The organism is Methylobacterium sp. 17Sr1-1 (genome assembly GCF_003173775.1).
Classification (GTDB): Bacteria; Pseudomonadota; Alphaproteobacteria; order Rhizobiales; family Beijerinckiaceae; genus Methylobacterium.
In genome coordinates, this window is the sequence record NZ_CP029552.1 from 5,029,186 (window position 1) to 5,044,917 (window position 15,732).

15 protein-coding genes and 2 tRNA genes are annotated in these 15,732 nt (G+C 70.5%); 9 read left to right on the top strand and 8 right to left on the bottom strand.

Translation table 11 applies throughout. The features are described from left to right. Nucleotides 1-73: 73 nt before the first annotated feature. Complete coding sequence (locus tag DK412_RS22840; RefSeq protein WP_109973821.1) at nt 74-538, top strand: GtrA family protein; 465 nt, start codon at nt 74-76, stop codon at nt 536-538. A gap of 396 nt (nt 539-934) precedes the next feature. Here the strand turns inward: DK412_RS22840 and DK412_RS22845 are convergent, their stop codons facing one another. The 6 genes from DK412_RS22845 to DK412_RS22870 all read right to left on the bottom strand — a co-directional run bounded on the left by DK412_RS22845 (nt 935) and on the right by DK412_RS22870 (nt 6,857). Then, nucleotides 935-2,239, bottom strand: coding sequence for an LLM class flavin-dependent oxidoreductase (locus tag DK412_RS22845; RefSeq protein ID WP_109973822.1), 1,305 nt, complete (start codon nt 2,237-2,239; stop codon nt 935-937). A gap of 19 nt (nt 2,240-2,258) precedes the next feature. Beyond that, on the bottom strand, nt 2,259-3,590 hold the full coding sequence (locus tag DK412_RS22850) for an MmgE/PrpD family protein (protein WP_109973823.1): 1,332 nt from the start codon (nt 3,588-3,590) through the stop codon (nt 2,259-2,261). A 4-nt stretch (nt 3,591-3,594) separates the two neighbouring features. After that, nucleotides 3,595-4,377, bottom strand: coding sequence for an amino acid ABC transporter ATP-binding protein (locus tag DK412_RS22855; protein WP_109973824.1), 783 nt, complete (start codon nt 4,375-4,377; stop codon nt 3,595-3,597). 11 nt (nt 4,378-4,388) lie between these two features. Then, nucleotides 4,389-5,114, bottom strand: coding sequence for an amino acid ABC transporter permease (locus DK412_RS22860; protein ID WP_245571974.1), 726 nt, complete (start codon nt 5,112-5,114; stop codon nt 4,389-4,391). Nucleotides 5,115-5,155: 41 nt separating this feature from the next. Beyond that, nucleotides 5,156-5,896, bottom strand: a complete 741-nt coding sequence (locus DK412_RS22865; protein ID WP_109973826.1) for an amino acid ABC transporter permease — start codon at nt 5,894-5,896, stop codon at nt 5,156-5,158. 130 nt (nt 5,897-6,026) lie between these two features. Continuing rightward, on the bottom strand, nt 6,027-6,857 hold the full coding sequence (locus DK412_RS22870; protein WP_109975438.1) for a transporter substrate-binding domain-containing protein: 831 nt from the start codon (nt 6,855-6,857) through the stop codon (nt 6,027-6,029). Nucleotides 6,858-7,117: 260 nt separating this feature from the next. Here DK412_RS22870 and DK412_RS22875 point away from each other — a divergent pair, with 260 nt between their 5' ends. Then, complete coding sequence (locus tag DK412_RS22875) at nt 7,118-7,807, top strand: glutathione S-transferase N-terminal domain-containing protein (protein ID WP_109973827.1); 690 nt, start codon at nt 7,118-7,120, stop codon at nt 7,805-7,807. Between the two features lie 86 nt (nt 7,808-7,893). Then, entirely contained in the window at nt 7,894-9,399 is a 1,506-nt protein-coding gene (locus tag DK412_RS22880) for an ATP-binding protein (protein WP_109973828.1), read from the top strand. A 130-nt stretch (nt 9,400-9,529) separates the two neighbouring features. Here the strand turns inward: DK412_RS22880 and DK412_RS22885 are convergent, their stop codons facing one another. Then, on the bottom strand, nt 9,530-9,925 hold the full coding sequence (locus DK412_RS22885) for a DoxX family protein (RefSeq protein WP_109973829.1): 396 nt from the start codon (nt 9,923-9,925) through the stop codon (nt 9,530-9,532). A gap of 314 nt (nt 9,926-10,239) precedes the next feature. Here DK412_RS22885 and DK412_RS22890 point away from each other — a divergent pair, with 314 nt between their 5' ends. The 5 genes from DK412_RS22890 to DK412_RS22910 all read left to right on the top strand — a co-directional run bounded on the left by DK412_RS22890 (nt 10,240) and on the right by DK412_RS22910 (nt 13,420). After that, nucleotides 10,240-10,830, top strand: coding sequence for a PilZ domain-containing protein (locus DK412_RS22890; protein ID WP_245447195.1), 591 nt, complete (start codon nt 10,240-10,242; stop codon nt 10,828-10,830). A 257-nt stretch (nt 10,831-11,087) separates the two neighbouring features. Further along, nucleotides 11,088-11,429: a hypothetical protein gene (locus DK412_RS22895; protein WP_109973830.1), complete on the top strand. Its 342-nt coding sequence runs from the start codon at nt 11,088-11,090 to the stop codon at nt 11,427-11,429. A gap of 181 nt (nt 11,430-11,610) precedes the next feature. Next, complete coding sequence (locus DK412_RS22900) at nt 11,611-13,044, top strand: NAD-dependent succinate-semialdehyde dehydrogenase (protein WP_109973831.1); 1,434 nt, start codon at nt 11,611-11,613, stop codon at nt 13,042-13,044. 141 nt (nt 13,045-13,185) lie between these two features. Further along, a tRNA-Arg gene (locus DK412_RS22905) sits at nt 13,186-13,262 on the top strand. A gap of 81 nt (nt 13,263-13,343) precedes the next feature. Then, nucleotides 13,344-13,420, top strand: a tRNA-Arg gene (locus tag DK412_RS22910). A gap of 318 nt (nt 13,421-13,738) precedes the next feature. Here DK412_RS22910 and DK412_RS22915 read toward each other — a convergent pair. Then, entirely contained in the window at nt 13,739-14,692 is a 954-nt protein-coding gene (locus DK412_RS22915; protein WP_162596279.1) for a class I SAM-dependent methyltransferase, read from the bottom strand. A gap of 207 nt (nt 14,693-14,899) precedes the next feature. Between DK412_RS22915 and DK412_RS22920 the strand changes: the two genes are divergently transcribed. Beyond that, nucleotides 14,900-15,529, top strand: a complete 630-nt coding sequence (locus tag DK412_RS22920; RefSeq protein WP_204165426.1) for a hypothetical protein — start codon at nt 14,900-14,902, stop codon at nt 15,527-15,529. The last annotated feature ends 203 nt before the right edge of the window (nt 15,530-15,732 follow it).

A 15,732-nucleotide genomic window follows, 5' to 3' on the forward strand; every position in this document is an offset into this window, starting at 1 on the left:
TGCCGGGCGCTAGACGTGGAAGCGGGGCGGCACCGACCGTCCCGACGAATCCGGTGCGTGGTCGAGTGGCGTCGTGGCGAGCGAACCGAGAGCGAATCCGTGGGCGACCGCCGCGCTGGCGGCCCTGGCGAAGCAATTTTTGGCGTATGTCGGGGTGAGCCTCGCGGCGCTCGCCGTCCACTACGCCCTGCTCGCCGCCCTGGTCGAGACCGGCCGCGCCGAGCCGGTGCCGGCCGCGCTCGCCGGCTACCTCGCCGGTGCCGTGGTCTCCTACGGGCTCAACCGCCGCCTGACCTATGCCAGCGCGCGGCCTCATGCCGAGGCGACCTGGCGCTTCGGCATCGTGGCGGTGATCGGCTTCGGGCTGACCTGGCTGATCATGGCCGGGCTCACCCGGGGCCTGGGCCTGCCCTACCTCGCCGCGCAGGGGCTGGCGACCGGGGTGGTGGTGTTCTGGAACTTCCTCGGCCACCGGGTGTGGACCTTCGCGGTCAGGCCGGCGCCGGGATTGTCGGAGGAGGTGTCGGGAGCGCGGTGAGGCGGCGCTTCGTCGTCCGCCCGGCGTGGCTCTCGCGCGTGGAATGATACCTTCTCCGTTTGATCTATTCCGAAGCAGGTAGAGATCGGGATCCCCTCTCCAGGCGATACCGGGCTTGCCAGAGATCCTTGCCCGGTATCGCTGCAAGGTGTGGGAGAGGGGTAGGGGTGAGGATGGAGACGGGTCAGAAGAAGACACAACCCGTTGAGCTGCGCCGCTCAACGGTCAGAGCTTTATTCTGTACCTGAGCCACCCTCACGCGGGATCTTCGATCCCCACGGCCCCTCTCCCACACCTTGCAGCGATACCGGGCAAGGATCTCTGGCAAGCCCGGTATCGCCTGGAGAGGGGAGACGCGCTCAATCTTTGGATGACCGGATCAGGCGGATACTTGTATCACACCCCCGGCCAGGCCGGCCGCGCGATGCCCAGATGGTCGCGCAGGGTCGTTCCCTCGTACTCGGTGCGGAACAGGCCGCGCTCCTGCAGGATCGGCACCACCTCGGCCACGAACTCGTCGAGGCCGCCCGGGAAGAAGGGCGGCATCACGTTGAAGCCGTCGGCCGCCTCCCCCTCGAACCATTCCTGCATCCGGTCGGCGATGTCGGTGGCGGTGCCGAGCACGATGTGGTGGCCGCGCCCCGCGGCGACCCGGAGCGCCAGCTGGCGGATCGTCAGGCCCTCGCGGCGGGCGAGCTCGGTCAGGAGCTCGGCGCGGCTCCTCAGCTGGTCGGAGAGCGGCAGGTCGGGCAGCGGCCCGTCGAGGTCGTAAGCGGCGAGCGAGTGGCCGATCCGCTCCTCGAGGAGCGGCATCGCGCTCGCGATCGGGGTCCAGCGGTCGAGCTCGCTCAGCTTCTCGCTCGCCTCCTTGAGGCTGCGGCCGACCACCGGCAGGAAGCCCGGCATCACCGCGACGGAGTTCGGATCGCGGCCGAAGCCGGCGACGCGGGCCTTCAGGCTGCGGTAGAACGCTTGCGCCTCGGGCAGGCTCGCCTGGGCGGTGAACACGATGTCGGCGGCGCGGGCTGCCAAGTCCTGGCCCGGCCCCGAGGAGCCGGCCTGGATCAGCACCGGGTGGCCTTGCGGCGAGCGCGGGATGTTGAGCGGGCCCTTCACGGAATAGTATGTGCCCGCGTGGTCGAGCATCCGCACCTTGGCCGGGTCGGCGTAGACGCCGCGCTCCTTGTCCTTCGGGAAGGCGTCGTCGGCCCAGCTGTCCCACAGGCCGCGCACCACGTCGACGAATTCCTCCGCGATGGCGTAGCGGGCGTCGTGCTCGGGGTGACTCTTCGAGAAGTTGTTGGCGGTCCGCGCGTAGGAGGTCGTCACGATGTTCCAGGCCGCGCGGCCGTGGCTCAGGTGATCGACCGACGCGAAGGCGCGGGCGAGGTGGTAGGGCTCGCCGTAGGTGGTCGAGGCGGTGGCCGCGAGGCCGATCCGCTCGGTCACCATGGCAAGCGCGCCGAGCAGGGTCAGGGGCTCGAACCGGGCGATCATCGACGGGTGGGCGTCGACGCCGCTGGTCAGGCCGTCGGCGAGGAACACCATGTCGAACTTCGCGGCCTCGGCTGTCCGCACCACCCGGCGCAGCAGGTCGAAATTCTCGCTGCCCGATTCGGCGTCGGCGTGGCGCCAGCCGGAGACGTGGTGGCCGGCGCCCTGGAGGAAGAGCCCGAGATGGATGCGGCGGGGGGCGGTCATCGTGGCGCCTTTCGAAAGGTCAGGAACGGCTCTGGCCGAGGAGGGCGAGGAGGCGGGCGAGATCGTCCGCGTCGCTCATCCGGGCGACGAGATCCGGGATCTCGGCGAAGCTCTCCGCGTCCCCGGTCGCGTCGCGGAATTTCGGGCCGGCGTCGCTCAGGCCGGGCAGGCCCTCGATCCGCCGGCTCACGGTGCGGCCGTCCGTCAGGGTGACGTCGAGGACGACGAACCGCGTCGCCGGGTCGGAGGACAGGCGCGGCGCGGTGTCGTCGTGGCGGCGCGACACGCGGGCGGCGAGCCCGGCGAGGTCCGGCCGCACCGGCCGCTCGTCGAAATGGCCGATGCCGAGGGCGCCGTCGGTGAGAGCGGCGGCGAAGATGTATTCCGGGCTGAACCGCGCCTCGATGCCCGTGCCGGGGCGCGAGACGACGAGTGCCGCATCGCCCCCGGGCGGGAAGGTGAGCGTGACGGCCTCGACCGCCTCCGGGCGCAGGCCATCGGCGTCGCGCAAAGCGAGCGCCCCGACCGCGACCGGATGCGCCGCCGTGCAGCACGGGAACGCCTTGAGCGTGAGGCCGGGCGTCAGGATCTGCCACGGCGCCCCCCAGCCGGCGAGCAGCCGCTCCGGCACCGTCGCGCCGAAGCCGAAGGCGTCGAGGAAGCCGATCGGGCCGCCGAGGAAATCCGGCGCGCCGGACAGGCCGGACTCCGCGAGGAGGGCCGCCGTCAGCCCGGCGCGGGCGCCAAGGCCGGCATGGAGCGGCTTGGCATCGTAGCCGAATTGCAGCCTGAGGCCGGCCGACTGGGTCGCCGCGAGGCCGAGCGCCACCACGGTGGTCTCGGGGGAGAAGCGCAGCAGGTGTGCGACGGCGGCTGCGGCGCCGACGGTCCCGAGGGTCGCGGTGGCGTGGAAGCCGGTCTCGTAGTGGCGCGAGCCGAGCGCCAGGCCGAGCCGCGCCATCGCCTCCAGTCCGACGATGTAAGATCCGATCAGGTCGCGGGCGGCGACCGGGCGGGTACCGGCGAGCGCCAGCAGCGCGGGCAGGATCACCACCGTCGGGTGGCCGCGCACGCTGGCATGCACGTCGTCGTAATCGAGGACGTGGCCGGCATGCCCGTTGATCAGGGCGGCGGTGAACGGGTCGGCACGCTCCGTCCGGCCGATCAGCACCGAGGGGCCGGTGTTGGCGCCCAACGTCCCGGCCAGGATCCCGGTCGAGCGGTCGTCGGCGCCGCCCAGCGTGCAGGCGAGGAGATCGAGGATCGCGAGCCGCGCCGCGTCCACCGCCGCGTCGGAGGGGGCGGACGCGACGATCGCCGCAGCGAAACGGTGGGTGAGCGAGGTCGTCATCGAATCAGATCCCTTCGCCGGGCTGCACCGCCTCGCGGGCGCCGAGGCCGCGCACGAATTGCCGGATGCGCGGGTTCTGCGAGCGGTGGAAGATCTGGTCGGGCGGTCCGTCCTCGACGATGCGGCCGTTCTCGGTGAAGACGATCCGGTCGCTGATCTCCTCGGCGAAGCGCATCTCGTGGGTGACGAGGAGGCTGGTCATGCCCTCGCGCACCAGCCCGCGGATCACCGCCAGCACCTCGCCCACCGTCTCGGGATCGAGGGCCGAGGTCACCTCGTCGAACAGCACCAGGTCCGGCCGCATGGCGAGCGCCCGGGCGATGGCGACCCGCTGCTGCTGCCCGCCCGAGAGCTGGCCCGGATAGGCCGCGGCCTTGTCGGCCAGCCGCACCCGGTCGAGCAATTCGCGGGCGTGGCGCTCGGCCTCCGCCCGCTTCTCCTTGAGGATGCGGACCGGCGCGATGGTGATGTTGTCGAGCACCGTGAGGTGCGGGAACAGGTTGTATTGCTGGAACACGATGCCGATGCGCTTGCGCAACGCGATGCGCTCGGCTTCCGTCCGCAGGGCGTCGACCCTCACGCCGTTGACGGTGATCCGCCCCGCGCTCGGCGCAAGCAGCGCGTTGATGCAGCGCAGGATCGTCGACTTGCCCGAGCCCGACGGGCCGATGATCGACACCGCCTCGCCGCGGGCGACACGCATGTCGATGCCCTTCAGCACCTCGTTCTGCCCGAAGCTCAGATGTACGTCCTCGAGGGCGACGAGGGGAGTGGAGGCTGCGGTCATGATGTCCGACCTCATCGGGCGAGGCGCCGCTCGAGCCGCTGCGTGAGGCGCGAGACCGGGTAGCAGAACAGGAAGAAGGCGAAGAGCACCGTCACGTAGGTGAGCACCGTGAAGTCGGTGCGGCTCACCGCCGTGCTGGCGTCGGTCGCGGCGTGGAGCAGCTCGTGCACGCCGACGAGGGAGGCGAGCGCCGTGCCCATGCAGATCGACGCGTAGAGGTTCATCCACGGCGGCAGCGCCCGGCGCAGGCACTGCGGCAGGATGATGAAGCGCAGGGCCTCGATCCGCGAGAAGCCGAGCCCCTTGGCGGCGTCCCATTGCGGCGTCGGGATCGATTGCAGCGCGCCGCGGGTGATCTCGGCGGTGTGGGCGCTCGCCGGGATCGCGAGCCCGATCACCGCCTTCACCCAGTCGGGGAACGGGATGTAGTGGCCGAAGGCGACGATCTCGAACGGGAAGATGTAGGTGGTGGCGAAGATCAGCACGAGGTGCGGCGCGTTGCGGAAGACCTGCACGTAGGCGACGGCCGGGGCCCGCACGAGCCGCATCTGGGCGAGCTCCATCGCCCCGAGGGTGATGCCGGCGAGGGTGCCGAGCGCCATGGCGAGCACGCTGATGAGGATGTTCATCGAAAAGCCGCGGGCGAGGTAGGGCAGCCATTCGAGGAGGAGCCGCGCCAGCGACGGGTCGAGGACGAGCCAGAGCGCGACCGCGGCGCCGACGAGGCCGGCGAGCACGAGCGGCGCGACCGAGGGCCGCGCGGGGAGGGCGCCCGCCGTCACTGCCCGAATCCCGGCAGGGCCAAACGCCGCTCGACCAACGCGCCGATCCGCGCCACCGCGAGGTTGATGGCGCTGAAGAACACCAGGAGCACGATCATGAGTTCGACGACGTTGTCGCGCTGGGTCCAGATCATCAGCGAGGCGTAGGTGATCTCGTTGACCGCGACGGCGTAGCCGATCGTCGTCAGCTTCACGAGGTTGACGAGGTTGTTGACGATGGCCGGCAGAGCCGTGCGCAGCGCCAGCGGCAGCTCCACCGCCCGCAGCACCTCCAGGCGCGAGAAGCCGAGACCCTTGGCCGCCTCGATCGTGGTCGAGGGCACCGCCTCGATGCCGCCGCGCAGGGCCTCGGCGTGCAACGCCGCCACGTGCAGGCTCACCACCGCGACGAGCCAGAAATACGCCCCGAGCGGGTTGTTCTGCGCCCCTCCGAGGGCCTGCGAGATCAGCATGTTGACCACGAGCACCGTGAACATCAGCTGGACCAGCGTCGGCGTGTTGCGGGTGAGCTCCACGTAGGCCCGCGCCGGCCCGGCGAGCCAGGGCCGGTCCGAGGTCAGCGCCGCCGCCAGCACGACGCCGCCCGCGAGGCTGAGCGGGATGGTGAGGGCGACGAGGACGAGCGTCGTCGCCATCCCGTCGAGCCACATCCGCACCTCGAACGGGCTCGTCAGGAAGTCGAAGTTGAGCCCGATCTGGGCCGCCAGGGCGATGAAGCCCCGGACCGCGTCCTGCATCGTGTCGTCGCCTTCGCTCAGAACCGCTTCGCGTGCACGCTCAGGCTATCCCACCCACGACCTCATCCTGAGGTGCGAGATGGATAGGGTTGAACTAATCGAGAGTTGCGGGTAGTCCGGACTATCGATCTCACTTCCCCGCCGCGAGCCGCTTCTGCTGCTCCTCGATGAAGGCCGTGTTGGTGAGCCGGTTGGCCTTGGCGATCTCCAGGAGCTTGCCGGACGCGATCAGCTCGCGCAGGGCCTTGTCGAGGGCGGCGGAGGTGTCCTTCTCGCCCTTGCGGATCCACACCACCGAATCGGCCGGCACGATCTCCGTGGGGATCAGGATGCCGTAATCCTTCCACTCGTCGGCCCGGTCCTCGAGCATCAGGCCCAGCGTCGCGCCGGTATGGACCGCGATCACGCAGGTGCCGCCCTTGAGCGCCAGGAGCGATTCCGGCTGGCTCGGCAGGCCCTTCACCACCGCGCCGTACTGCTCGATCAAGGGCTGAGTGAAGTTCGAGCCCTGCGAGACGCAGACCGGCTTGCCCTTCAGGTCGGTCCAGTCCTTGATGCCGCTGTCCTTGCGGCCGATCGCGGCGCCGCCGGCCCGGTCGAACACGGTGGGCGGGTAGTCCATGATCTTCGCCCGGTCCTCGGTGACCTGCATGTTGGCGAGCAGCGCGTCGACCTTGCCCTGCTGCAGGAACTGCACCCGGTTCGGCGGCGTCACCGTGACGGTCTCGAGCGCCACGCCCAGCTTCTCGGCCAGCGCCCGGGCGAGGTCGATGTTGAAGCCCTTCTGCTCCTGGGTCTTCGGGTCGATGGAGCCGAACGGCGCGCCCGACAGGATCACCCCGACGGTGAACTTGGCTTTAGCCTTGATGCGGTCGAGCGTGGCATCGGCGCTGGCCCCCGAGACCCCGGCGAGCAGGGCGGCGAGGAGGGCAGCGGCGCGCAGAGGGGTCTTCGGGATCATGGCGGTCGGCTTCTCGCGGCTTTTCGGCACTGGACGGCGCCCTCGTCGGACCGTGGCGGCCCGTGCTCGGTCCGGCGCGGCTTACCCGAATGCCGATCGAGTTTGTAGAGTGCCGCGGCGATACGGCCGATTTTCCCCCGAAGTCGCCGGAGCGGCAGGGATGAGGCCGGCGCCGCGTTGCCCCCTCAGCCTTCCCCCGCCATGATCCGCCCCGCCAGACCGCCCGGCTCGACCCGGGCGCCCGCCGGAGGAACCGCCCTGTGTCCCGCGTGCTCTACGAACTCGCCGCCGCCGATCCGGACCGGCGCTTCAGCCCGTTCTGCTGGCGCATCCGCCTCGCCCTGGAGCACAAGGGCCTCGCCTTCGAGGGCCGGCCGTGGCGCTTCACCGAGCGCGACGCGCTCGCCTTCGCGGGGACGGACAAGGTGCCGGTGCTCGTCGAGGGCGGGCGGCCGATCGTCGAGTCCTCCGTCATCGCCGCGCATCTCGAATCGGCCTATCCGGACCGGCCGTCGCTGTTCGGCGGCGCGGCGGGGCTGGCGCTGACCCGCTTCCACGTCGCCTGGACCGACGGGGTGCTGCACCTCGCCCTGGTGCCGCTCCTCCTCCTCGACATCCACCGCCACCTCGCCGAGGAGGACCAGGCCTATTTCCGCAAGAGCCGCGAGGCCCGGTTCGGCAAACCCCTGGAGGCGGTCTGCCCCGATCCGGAGGCGCAGCTCGCCGTGTTGCGAAAGACCCTCGCGCCGGTGCGCGCGGTGTTGCGCCACCAGCCGTTCCTCGGCGGCGAGAGCCCGCTCTACGCCGATCACGTGGTGATGGGTGCGTTCCTGTGGGCGCGCGGCGTCGGCGACCTCGCGCTCCTCGAACCCGACGATCCGGTCGAGGCGTGGCGCCAGCGGATGCTGGAGCGGATGGGGGAGGGCTCGCGGGCGCTGACCTTCGGCTGACGCCAACTCCCTGTGGACCCCGACTCGTGTCGCGGATCGGGGCCGCCCCCGCCGTGTTACGAGTCGGGCCATCGCAGGGAGCCGAGATGACGATCAGCGTCGAGATGGGGGTGGCGGGCGGCCGGCCGGCCGCCCTCGACCTGGAGGAATTGCTGGCGACGCGCCTCCTGGTCCAGGGCAATTCCGGCTCGGGCAAGTCGCACCTCCTGCGCCGCCTGCTGGAGCAGAGCGCGCCGCACGTGCAGCAGGTGGTGATCGACCCTGAGGGCGATTTCGTCACCCTCAGCCAAGCCCACGGCCACGTGGTCGTCGAGGGCGATCACGGCGAGGCCGACCTGCAGCGCATCGCCGCCCGGGTGCGGGCGCACCGCGTCTCGGTGGTGCTGACGCTGGAGAGCCTCGACGTCGAGGCGCAGATGCGCGCCGCCGCGGCCTTCTTGGGCGGCCTGTTCGAGGCCGAGCGCGACCATTGGTACCCGGTGCTGGTGGTGGTCGACGAGGCGCAGCTCTTCGCGCCGGCCGCCGCCGGCGAGGTCTCGGACGAGGCCCGCAAGGCGTCGCTGGGCGCGATGACTAACCTGATGTGCCGCGGCCGCAAGCGCGGCCTCGCCGGCATCATCGCGACGCAGCGCCTCGCCAAGCTCGCCAAGAACGTCGCCGCGGAAGCGTCGAACTTCCTGATGGGCCGCACCTTCCTCGACATCGACATGGCCCGGGCCGCCGACCTGCTCGGCCTCGAGCGGCGCCAGGCCGAGAGCTTTCGCGATCTCGAGCGCGGCCACTTCATCGCCCTCGGGCCCGCCCTGTCGAAGCGCCCGCTGCCGATCGCCATCGGGCCGGTCGCGACCTCGGCCCGCTCGTCGAGCCCCAAGCTCGTGCCGCTGCCGAGCCCGGCCGCCGGCGACGATCTTCGCGAGCTGATCCTGACGCCGTCCGGGAACGAGCCGGTCTGGACGCCCGCCCCCCGCCCGGTACCGACCCCGCGGGCGAGCCCGGCGGACCTGCTGCAGCAGCTCGCCCAGTACCGCCCGCCCGAGCCGGTCGAGGCCGGCCCGAGCATGAGCGAGGCGGAGCGGGACGCCGCCCTGTCGGACATCCTGCGCGAGATCGCCGCCGATCCGGACGCGGCGCACCACCCGATTGCGGTGCTCTACCAGGATTTCCTCGTGCGCTGCCGGATGCGCCGGCTGCCGGGCGAGCCCCTCGATCTCGGCCGCTTCCGCCGGCGGCTCGCCATCGCGCGGGCCGGCGTCGAGGGCGAGGCGGCGGAGGGCGACGAGGCCGATGCGGTGATGGCGGCCTGCGCCGGCCTGCCCGAGGAGGTGCAGGGCCTGTTCCTGCTGCTGGCGCGGGCCGCCCGCGCCGGTGCGCCGTGCCCCTCCGACGACGCCCTCGCCCGCGCCATCGGCTCGCGCTCGCCGGGCAGGGCGCGGCGGTTGCTCGCCTATGTCGAGAGCCGCGGCGCCGCGGTCTGCCGCACCGATTTCCGCGGCAACCGCGTCGTCGCCCTTCCGGCTCTGGGCTGCGAGACCGCTCCGGGCAACCCGAAGGGCGGCGCGGAGGAGCCCGCCGGCCTGTTCGCCGCGGAGTAGAGATCATACGATTTGCGATTGATCGCTCGGCGATTGCTGCGCAATCGCTGTCGCGATGCGGAAATCGGCCTCGCTCACGCGCCGCGCGGGCTGGTGATACGACTTCCGAACTGATCGTCCGGAAATCGTCTCAGACCCGCGAAGCGACCTGGAGGCCGGAGGGGACCAGCTCGCCCCGGCGCGCGACGGCGAGGCCGGCGAGCAGCCCGAGGAGCACCAGGGCGGGCAGGGCCATCGCCACCGGGTCGCCGGCGCGCAGGTGGCTGAAGGCCGCGCCGACCATCACGGCGGCGAGCAGGAGCGCGCCGTACGCCACGGTGCCGCGGCACCACAGCAGGGCGGCGCCGAGCAGCTGCGCCGCCCCCACCATGTACATGAACCACAGCGGGTAGCCGAAGCGCGCGAAGCCCGCGACCTCGAACGGCACGGCGGCGAATTTCATGCCGGCGGCGGTCACGAAGATGGCGGTGAGCAGGCCGCGCAGCAGCAGGCCGCCGAAACGCGACCCCGTCGATGTCGATGTCATGGTCGAATATCCCGCTTGATTGTCGTTTGTCCGGCTCTGCGGCCGCGACGCCGGATTAGCGATGCGGGATTGCGTCGTGATTGCGTGCCGTGTGTCGTCGCGACCGACCTGTTCTGTGGGGGAACTGGCGGAAACCGGCGCCGGCACGGCCGTCCGGCGGCCAGCCCGTCCCGGCGCCGAGGGTCGTGCCGATCGCATGCACCCTGCATTAAGCCTCGTGGTGGATTGTAAAGGACGAAAAGCGGGCGGCCTTGCGGCCGGCCGGGCCTCGCGCGATGCTACTCCCGCGCGTTTGTAAGATCTTGGCGGGTCCCTTGAAGTTGCATCTCCAGCCCGAACCCGAATCAGGTCTCCGGGCGATCCAGATCCGGGTCGGCGGCCGCTACCTGCTGCCGGGCGGGGCGGAGCATGTCTGCGAGACCCGCAGCCTCTCCCTCTCGACCATCGAGGTGAGGGCGCCGGAGAGCGGCCTGCGGGGCGACCCCGTCACGCTCTACCTCGACAATGTCGGACCGGTGACGGGGGTGATCCAGGCGGTCGCGTCGGACGGCTTCACGGTCGCGGTGGAGGTGGGGCCCGAGCGCCGCGCCCGCTTCGCTGCCCGCCTCGATTGGCTCGCTGCGCAGGCCAACGGCAAGGCCGACCAGCGCAGCGATCCGCGCATCGTGCCCCATACCCGCTCCGTCGAGGTGCGCCGCGCCGACGGCCGGGTCATACCCGGGACGATCATCGACTTGTCGATGAGCGGCGTCGCCGTCGCGGTGACCGACGTTCCGCCGGTGGGGGAGACGGTGACCGTGGGCAAGCGCCGCGCCACGGTGGTGCGCCACCTCGAGAACGGCTTCGCCGTCACCTTCCGGCTGCCGTTCCGGCCCGAGACCTTCGGCCGGCACGTCGTGCTCTGACCGGGACCGGCTCCGGGGCACAAAGAAAAGCCGCCCCAGCGGGCGGCCCGAAGTCTTGGAGGAACGCCCGTCAGGGCTCAATCCGTTGTGGCACCGGCGGGACATCGGCGGCGTGCGCAGGCGCACATGACCGGTTCGGCCTTCTCCGAGCGATCCCGACGATTGTCTTCGTTTCGGCGCACGGAAATTTAATTCCGCTGCGTCAGGATCGCACCCGCACGATCGATGATCGTGGCGGACTGAATGTGGGGAGCGGGATGCGCGGCCATCACCGGAGCAGCGGGATCGAGCGCCTCGACGGCGATCACGGCGACATCCGGATCGTCGTGTCGGCCCCGCCGGCCGAGCGGCGGACGGAGCGCGCCTTCTCCTACCTGCCCTGGCCGGTCCGGATCCTGGTGAAGCTCGGGCTCCCGGTCCTCGTCCTGATCGCAATCTTCGTGCTGCCGAACTACCTCGATTGCCGCAGCCGACACGATGCCAGCCAGTTCTTCCACGGCATGACAGTCTCGGCCTGCACGCGCCAGACCGTCTACGGCCAGATCGACGCGACCCAGAAGCGGTTCGAGGCCATCGCCCGCGCGGTCGCCGGCCGTTGAGGCGGATGCCGCGGCGCCGGACGAGGCCGGGGACCGTGTGAGGCCGGGAACTCTGTCAGGTCGTGCACGGACGCACAAGGCGCGCCGGGCACGGACGGGCTTTGCGCGATGGTGCCTGTCCCGCCGGTGGGGACTGCCTTAGTTAGGGCTCGTCCCCTCCGGAACGAGGATGAGGCCTTCGATGTTTCCTGACGTTAAGCTCCACATCGCCGGCGAGTGGCGCGCCGGCAGCGCCGGCCAGACGCTGCCGATCCTCAACCCGGCCACCGGCGAGACCCTGAGCCAGCTCGCCGTCGCGACCCGCCAGGACCTCGACGAGGCCCTCGAGGCGGCCGACCGCGGCTTCAAGGCCTGGCGCAAGGTCTCGGCCTTCGAGCGCAGCAAGGTCCTGCGCAAGGCCGCCAACCTGATGCGCGAGCGCGCCGACGAGATCGCCCGGATCATGACCCTGGAGCAGGGCAAGCCGGTGGCGGAAGCCAGGATGGAGGTGCTCGGCGGCGCCGACACGATGGACTGGTTCGCCGAGGAAGGCCGGCGCGCCTACGGCCGGGTGATCCCGCCCCGCGCCGAGGGCGTGATGCAGCTCGTGATCCGCGAGCCCGTGGGACCCGTCGCGGCGTTCACGCCGTGGAACTTCCCGATCAACCAGGCGGTGCGCAAGGTCTCGGCGGCGCTCTGCACCGGCTGCTCGGTGATCCTGAAAGGGCCGGAGGATACCCCGGCGAGCTGCACCGCCCTCATCCAGGCCCTCTTGGATGCCGGCGTGCCGGGCGACGTGCTCGGCCTCGTCTACGGCGACCCGGCGGAGATCTCGTCGTACCTCATCCCGCATCCGGTGATCCGCAAGATCACCTTCACGGGCTCGACCGCGATCGGCAAGGAGCTCGCGGCGCTGGCCGGCAAGCACATGAAGCGCGCCACGATGGAGCTCGGCGGCCACGCCCCGGCGATCGTCTTCCGCGATGCCGACGTGACCAAGGCCGTGCAGGTGCTCGGCGCCAACAAGTTCCGCAATGCCGGCCAGGTCTGCGTCGCGCCGACCCGGTTCCTCGTCCACGATTCGGTGTTCGACGCCTTCGTCGACGGCTTCGTCGGCTTCTCCCGCGACCTCAAGGTCGGCAACGGCCTGGAGGACGGCGTGAAGATGGGCCCGCTCGCCCATGGCCGCCGCATCGAGGCGATGGAGGGCTTCGTCGCCGATGCCGAGCAGAAGGGCGCCAATCTGCGCACCGGCGGCAAGCGCATCGGCAACCAGGGCAACTTCTTCGAGCCGACGGTCTTCACCGACGTGCCGCTCGACGCCCGGATCATGAACGAGGAGCCCTTCGGGCCGATCGCCGCGATCCAGCGCTTCTCGGACGACGAGGAGGCCTTCACGGAGGCCAACCGCCTGCCCTACGGCCTGGCCGCCTACGCCTATACCCGCTCGGCCGAGACCGCCACCAAGCTCGCCACGCGGGTCGAGAGCGGCATGATGTCGATCAACCACCACGGCATCGCCCTGCCGGAGACGCCCTTCGGCGGCGTGAAGGATTCGGGCTACGGCAGCGAGGGCGGCTCGGAGGCGATCGAGGCCTACCTCAACACCAAGTTCGTCACCCAGGCCGGCTTCTGAGCGGGCAAGCCGGCCTCTGAGCCGGAAGGGGGCCGCCTCGCGCGGCCCCCTCTGTCCGCCGGCGAAATAGGGGTTGCCAAGCCGGGGCGAACCCCTTAGATCCCACCTCCACCGGCGGGGCGCACCGCTCCCCCCGGTCAGGCGCCCGTAGCTCAGCTGGATAGAGCACCAGACTACGAATCTGGGGGTCAGAGGTTCGAATCCTTTCGGGCGCGCCATTCCACACTTGAGACGTCACGGTGTGACGGGGCTCTGCCCCGCTCCGCCGCATCATTATCGAAGGTTCACCCTTCGATCGGGCGCCCGTAGCTCAGCTGGATAGAGCACCAGACTACGAATCTGGGGGTCAGAGGTTCGAATCCTTTCGGGCGCGCCACTCGTCTTCTCAATCTGAAAATCGAAGCATCAGCTTGGTGTGGCGCCAGCCGTCATCGGCAAGCTCGTCTCGTCACGCGCCTGCGGCCGATCCCGTGGCTGGATGGAGGCGATCCGTGCCCGCCGCTTCACTGGGCAGGTCTGGTCCGGCCGGGATGAAGGCCGCCCCCAGCGCGCCCTCGCGGCTTCCCGCTTTTCCACCGTACGCGACAGCGGCAAGACTGTGCGGGGCGAGCAGTTCGAGCTCCACCCTTTCCAGGCCCGGAAAGGGTGGCGTGGCGAAGCCCGGCCACGCGCCGGACTGGTGCCCCGTCGCGCCTCAGAGCGGCTTGCGCGCCACGCTGAGGAGGTTGCCGACATTCAGCCCGACGCTGCGCTGACCCAGCCCCAAGGCCTCGGCGGCCGCGAGGCCGGCCGGCTTGAGCGGCCCGGGCAGGGGGAGCAGGCGCAGCCAGTAGCGCAGGGGATAGCGGTTGCGGATCGCCCCGATGTCGATCTCTCCGAACCCCGCCTCGCCGAGGAGGCGGCGCAGGCTCGCCGGGCAGAACAGCTGCATGTGCTCGATGTCGATGATTGGCGAGCGGCGGCCCAGCAGCCGGTTGATCGGCGCCCGGTAATCGTGCGTGACGAAGGCGAGCAGCCCGCCGGGTTCGAGCAGGTCGTAGGCCGCCTGCGTCAGCGGACGCGGATCGGCGACGTGCTCCAGGGTCATGAAGCAGCATACGAGCGAGAGGCTGCCCGGCCGGTGCGCGCCGGGCTCGAACACGCCGATCCGCAGGTGCGGGCGCAAAGCCACGGGGGCCGCCGCGACGGCCTCGTGCGAGGGCTCGACCCCGATCACCTCGGCGAATCCGAGATCGAGCAATTCCTGCAGGAAGACACCGCTGCCCGCGCCGATCTCGAGGGCGGTGCCCCGGCGATGCTCCGGGCCGAGACGGGGGGCGAGGGCCTGCGCGTAGGTGCGCGCCGCGTAGAGCGCTTCCTCCGCGCTGTCGTAGCCCGCATCGCGGTAGGCGCGGGCCAGGGCCTCGGCGCCCGGCGCCTCGGCGGCGAAGACCGTCTCGCAGGTCTCGCAGCGGACCAGGCGGAACGACATGTATTCGGGCGGCTTGCGGGAGGCGAAGCTGAGGGCGCCGATCCGGCCGGGATCGACCGAGGCCGACAGGAACGGCCGCGCCCCGCGCTCGGGCGCGCCGCAGACCGGGCAGTCGCGGCCCTGGAGCCCGTCCAGGATCGCGGCCGGGGCGGAGATGGTCTGGCTGTCCGGGGTCACTGGGCGTCCTCGACAATCCTGGCGCGGCGTCGGGCGGGGACGCAGCGGCCGGCGCCTTGCATCCCCTGGATCCGGTGCCTCTCCCCCGCATGCCGATGGGGATGGAACGGCATTCTTGGTTAGCGGAGACTTAACGCAAATGGGTCGGGCTGGATGACAGTCCCGTCCCAGCTGCGATCCTGGAATCGAATCCCGGTCGGCTCGACGATGCGAAAGACCGAGGCGGCCAACATCCATTCGATGATCGTACGCCGCGTGGTCGTGCCATGCTCGCCCGATCGAAGTGCCGGATCGACTCCTTCAGCGCCGAAGGACCGGTTGTCACCGATGGCGACGCTTCGTATGCAATTTGGCACACGCGAACGCGGGGAGAGTCGTATGATCGTCCATCCGGCGCGCTGGTCCGCACATCTTGTCAGGTTGCCTGTCTGCTTGTCGGTTTTATGCTTCGTTCCTTTGCCCGAGCCGGCGCGTGCCGAGGGTGCCGGCCGGAAGGCGCTGGTCGCTCTCGAGAGAAAGAGAATCAGGGGCGCCGATTACGTCCAAGTTCATCCGTTCTTCGGTGACTTCACGGGAGATCGGCGGGAGGATGCGCTCGCCGTATCCTACTCTCACCCGAAGGGCGGCGGTAACTCGGACTCGATCGAGGTGAGCCTCTATCGGGGAACCAGCAGCGGCTTTCGCTTCATCAAGACGGTGCCCGACGTGTATGGTCAGTCGCCGCGCTTGGCGAAGTTCAGCCGCGGTCAGGTAAGGGTTACGTTGACGACGCTCGGCCCGAACGATGCGCGGTGCTGTCCCTCCGTACCCAAGGAGTACGTCATCGCAGCGCCGTAGCGCCTGCAATCCGGCGCGGTCGCCGACGCGAGCGGTTCGTGGCCCGGTCGAGCGGACGTGATTTCGGCCGTGCGGCAACGATCGACGGGTCGAGTTCCGGTTCGTCGAAGACGATGCGCCAAAGTCGAAGACCTGGAGCATTTTCCGACCAAGTGGTCGCCGGATGGGCAAAGAAGATGCCGGAAAAATCAAAGATCTGAAGC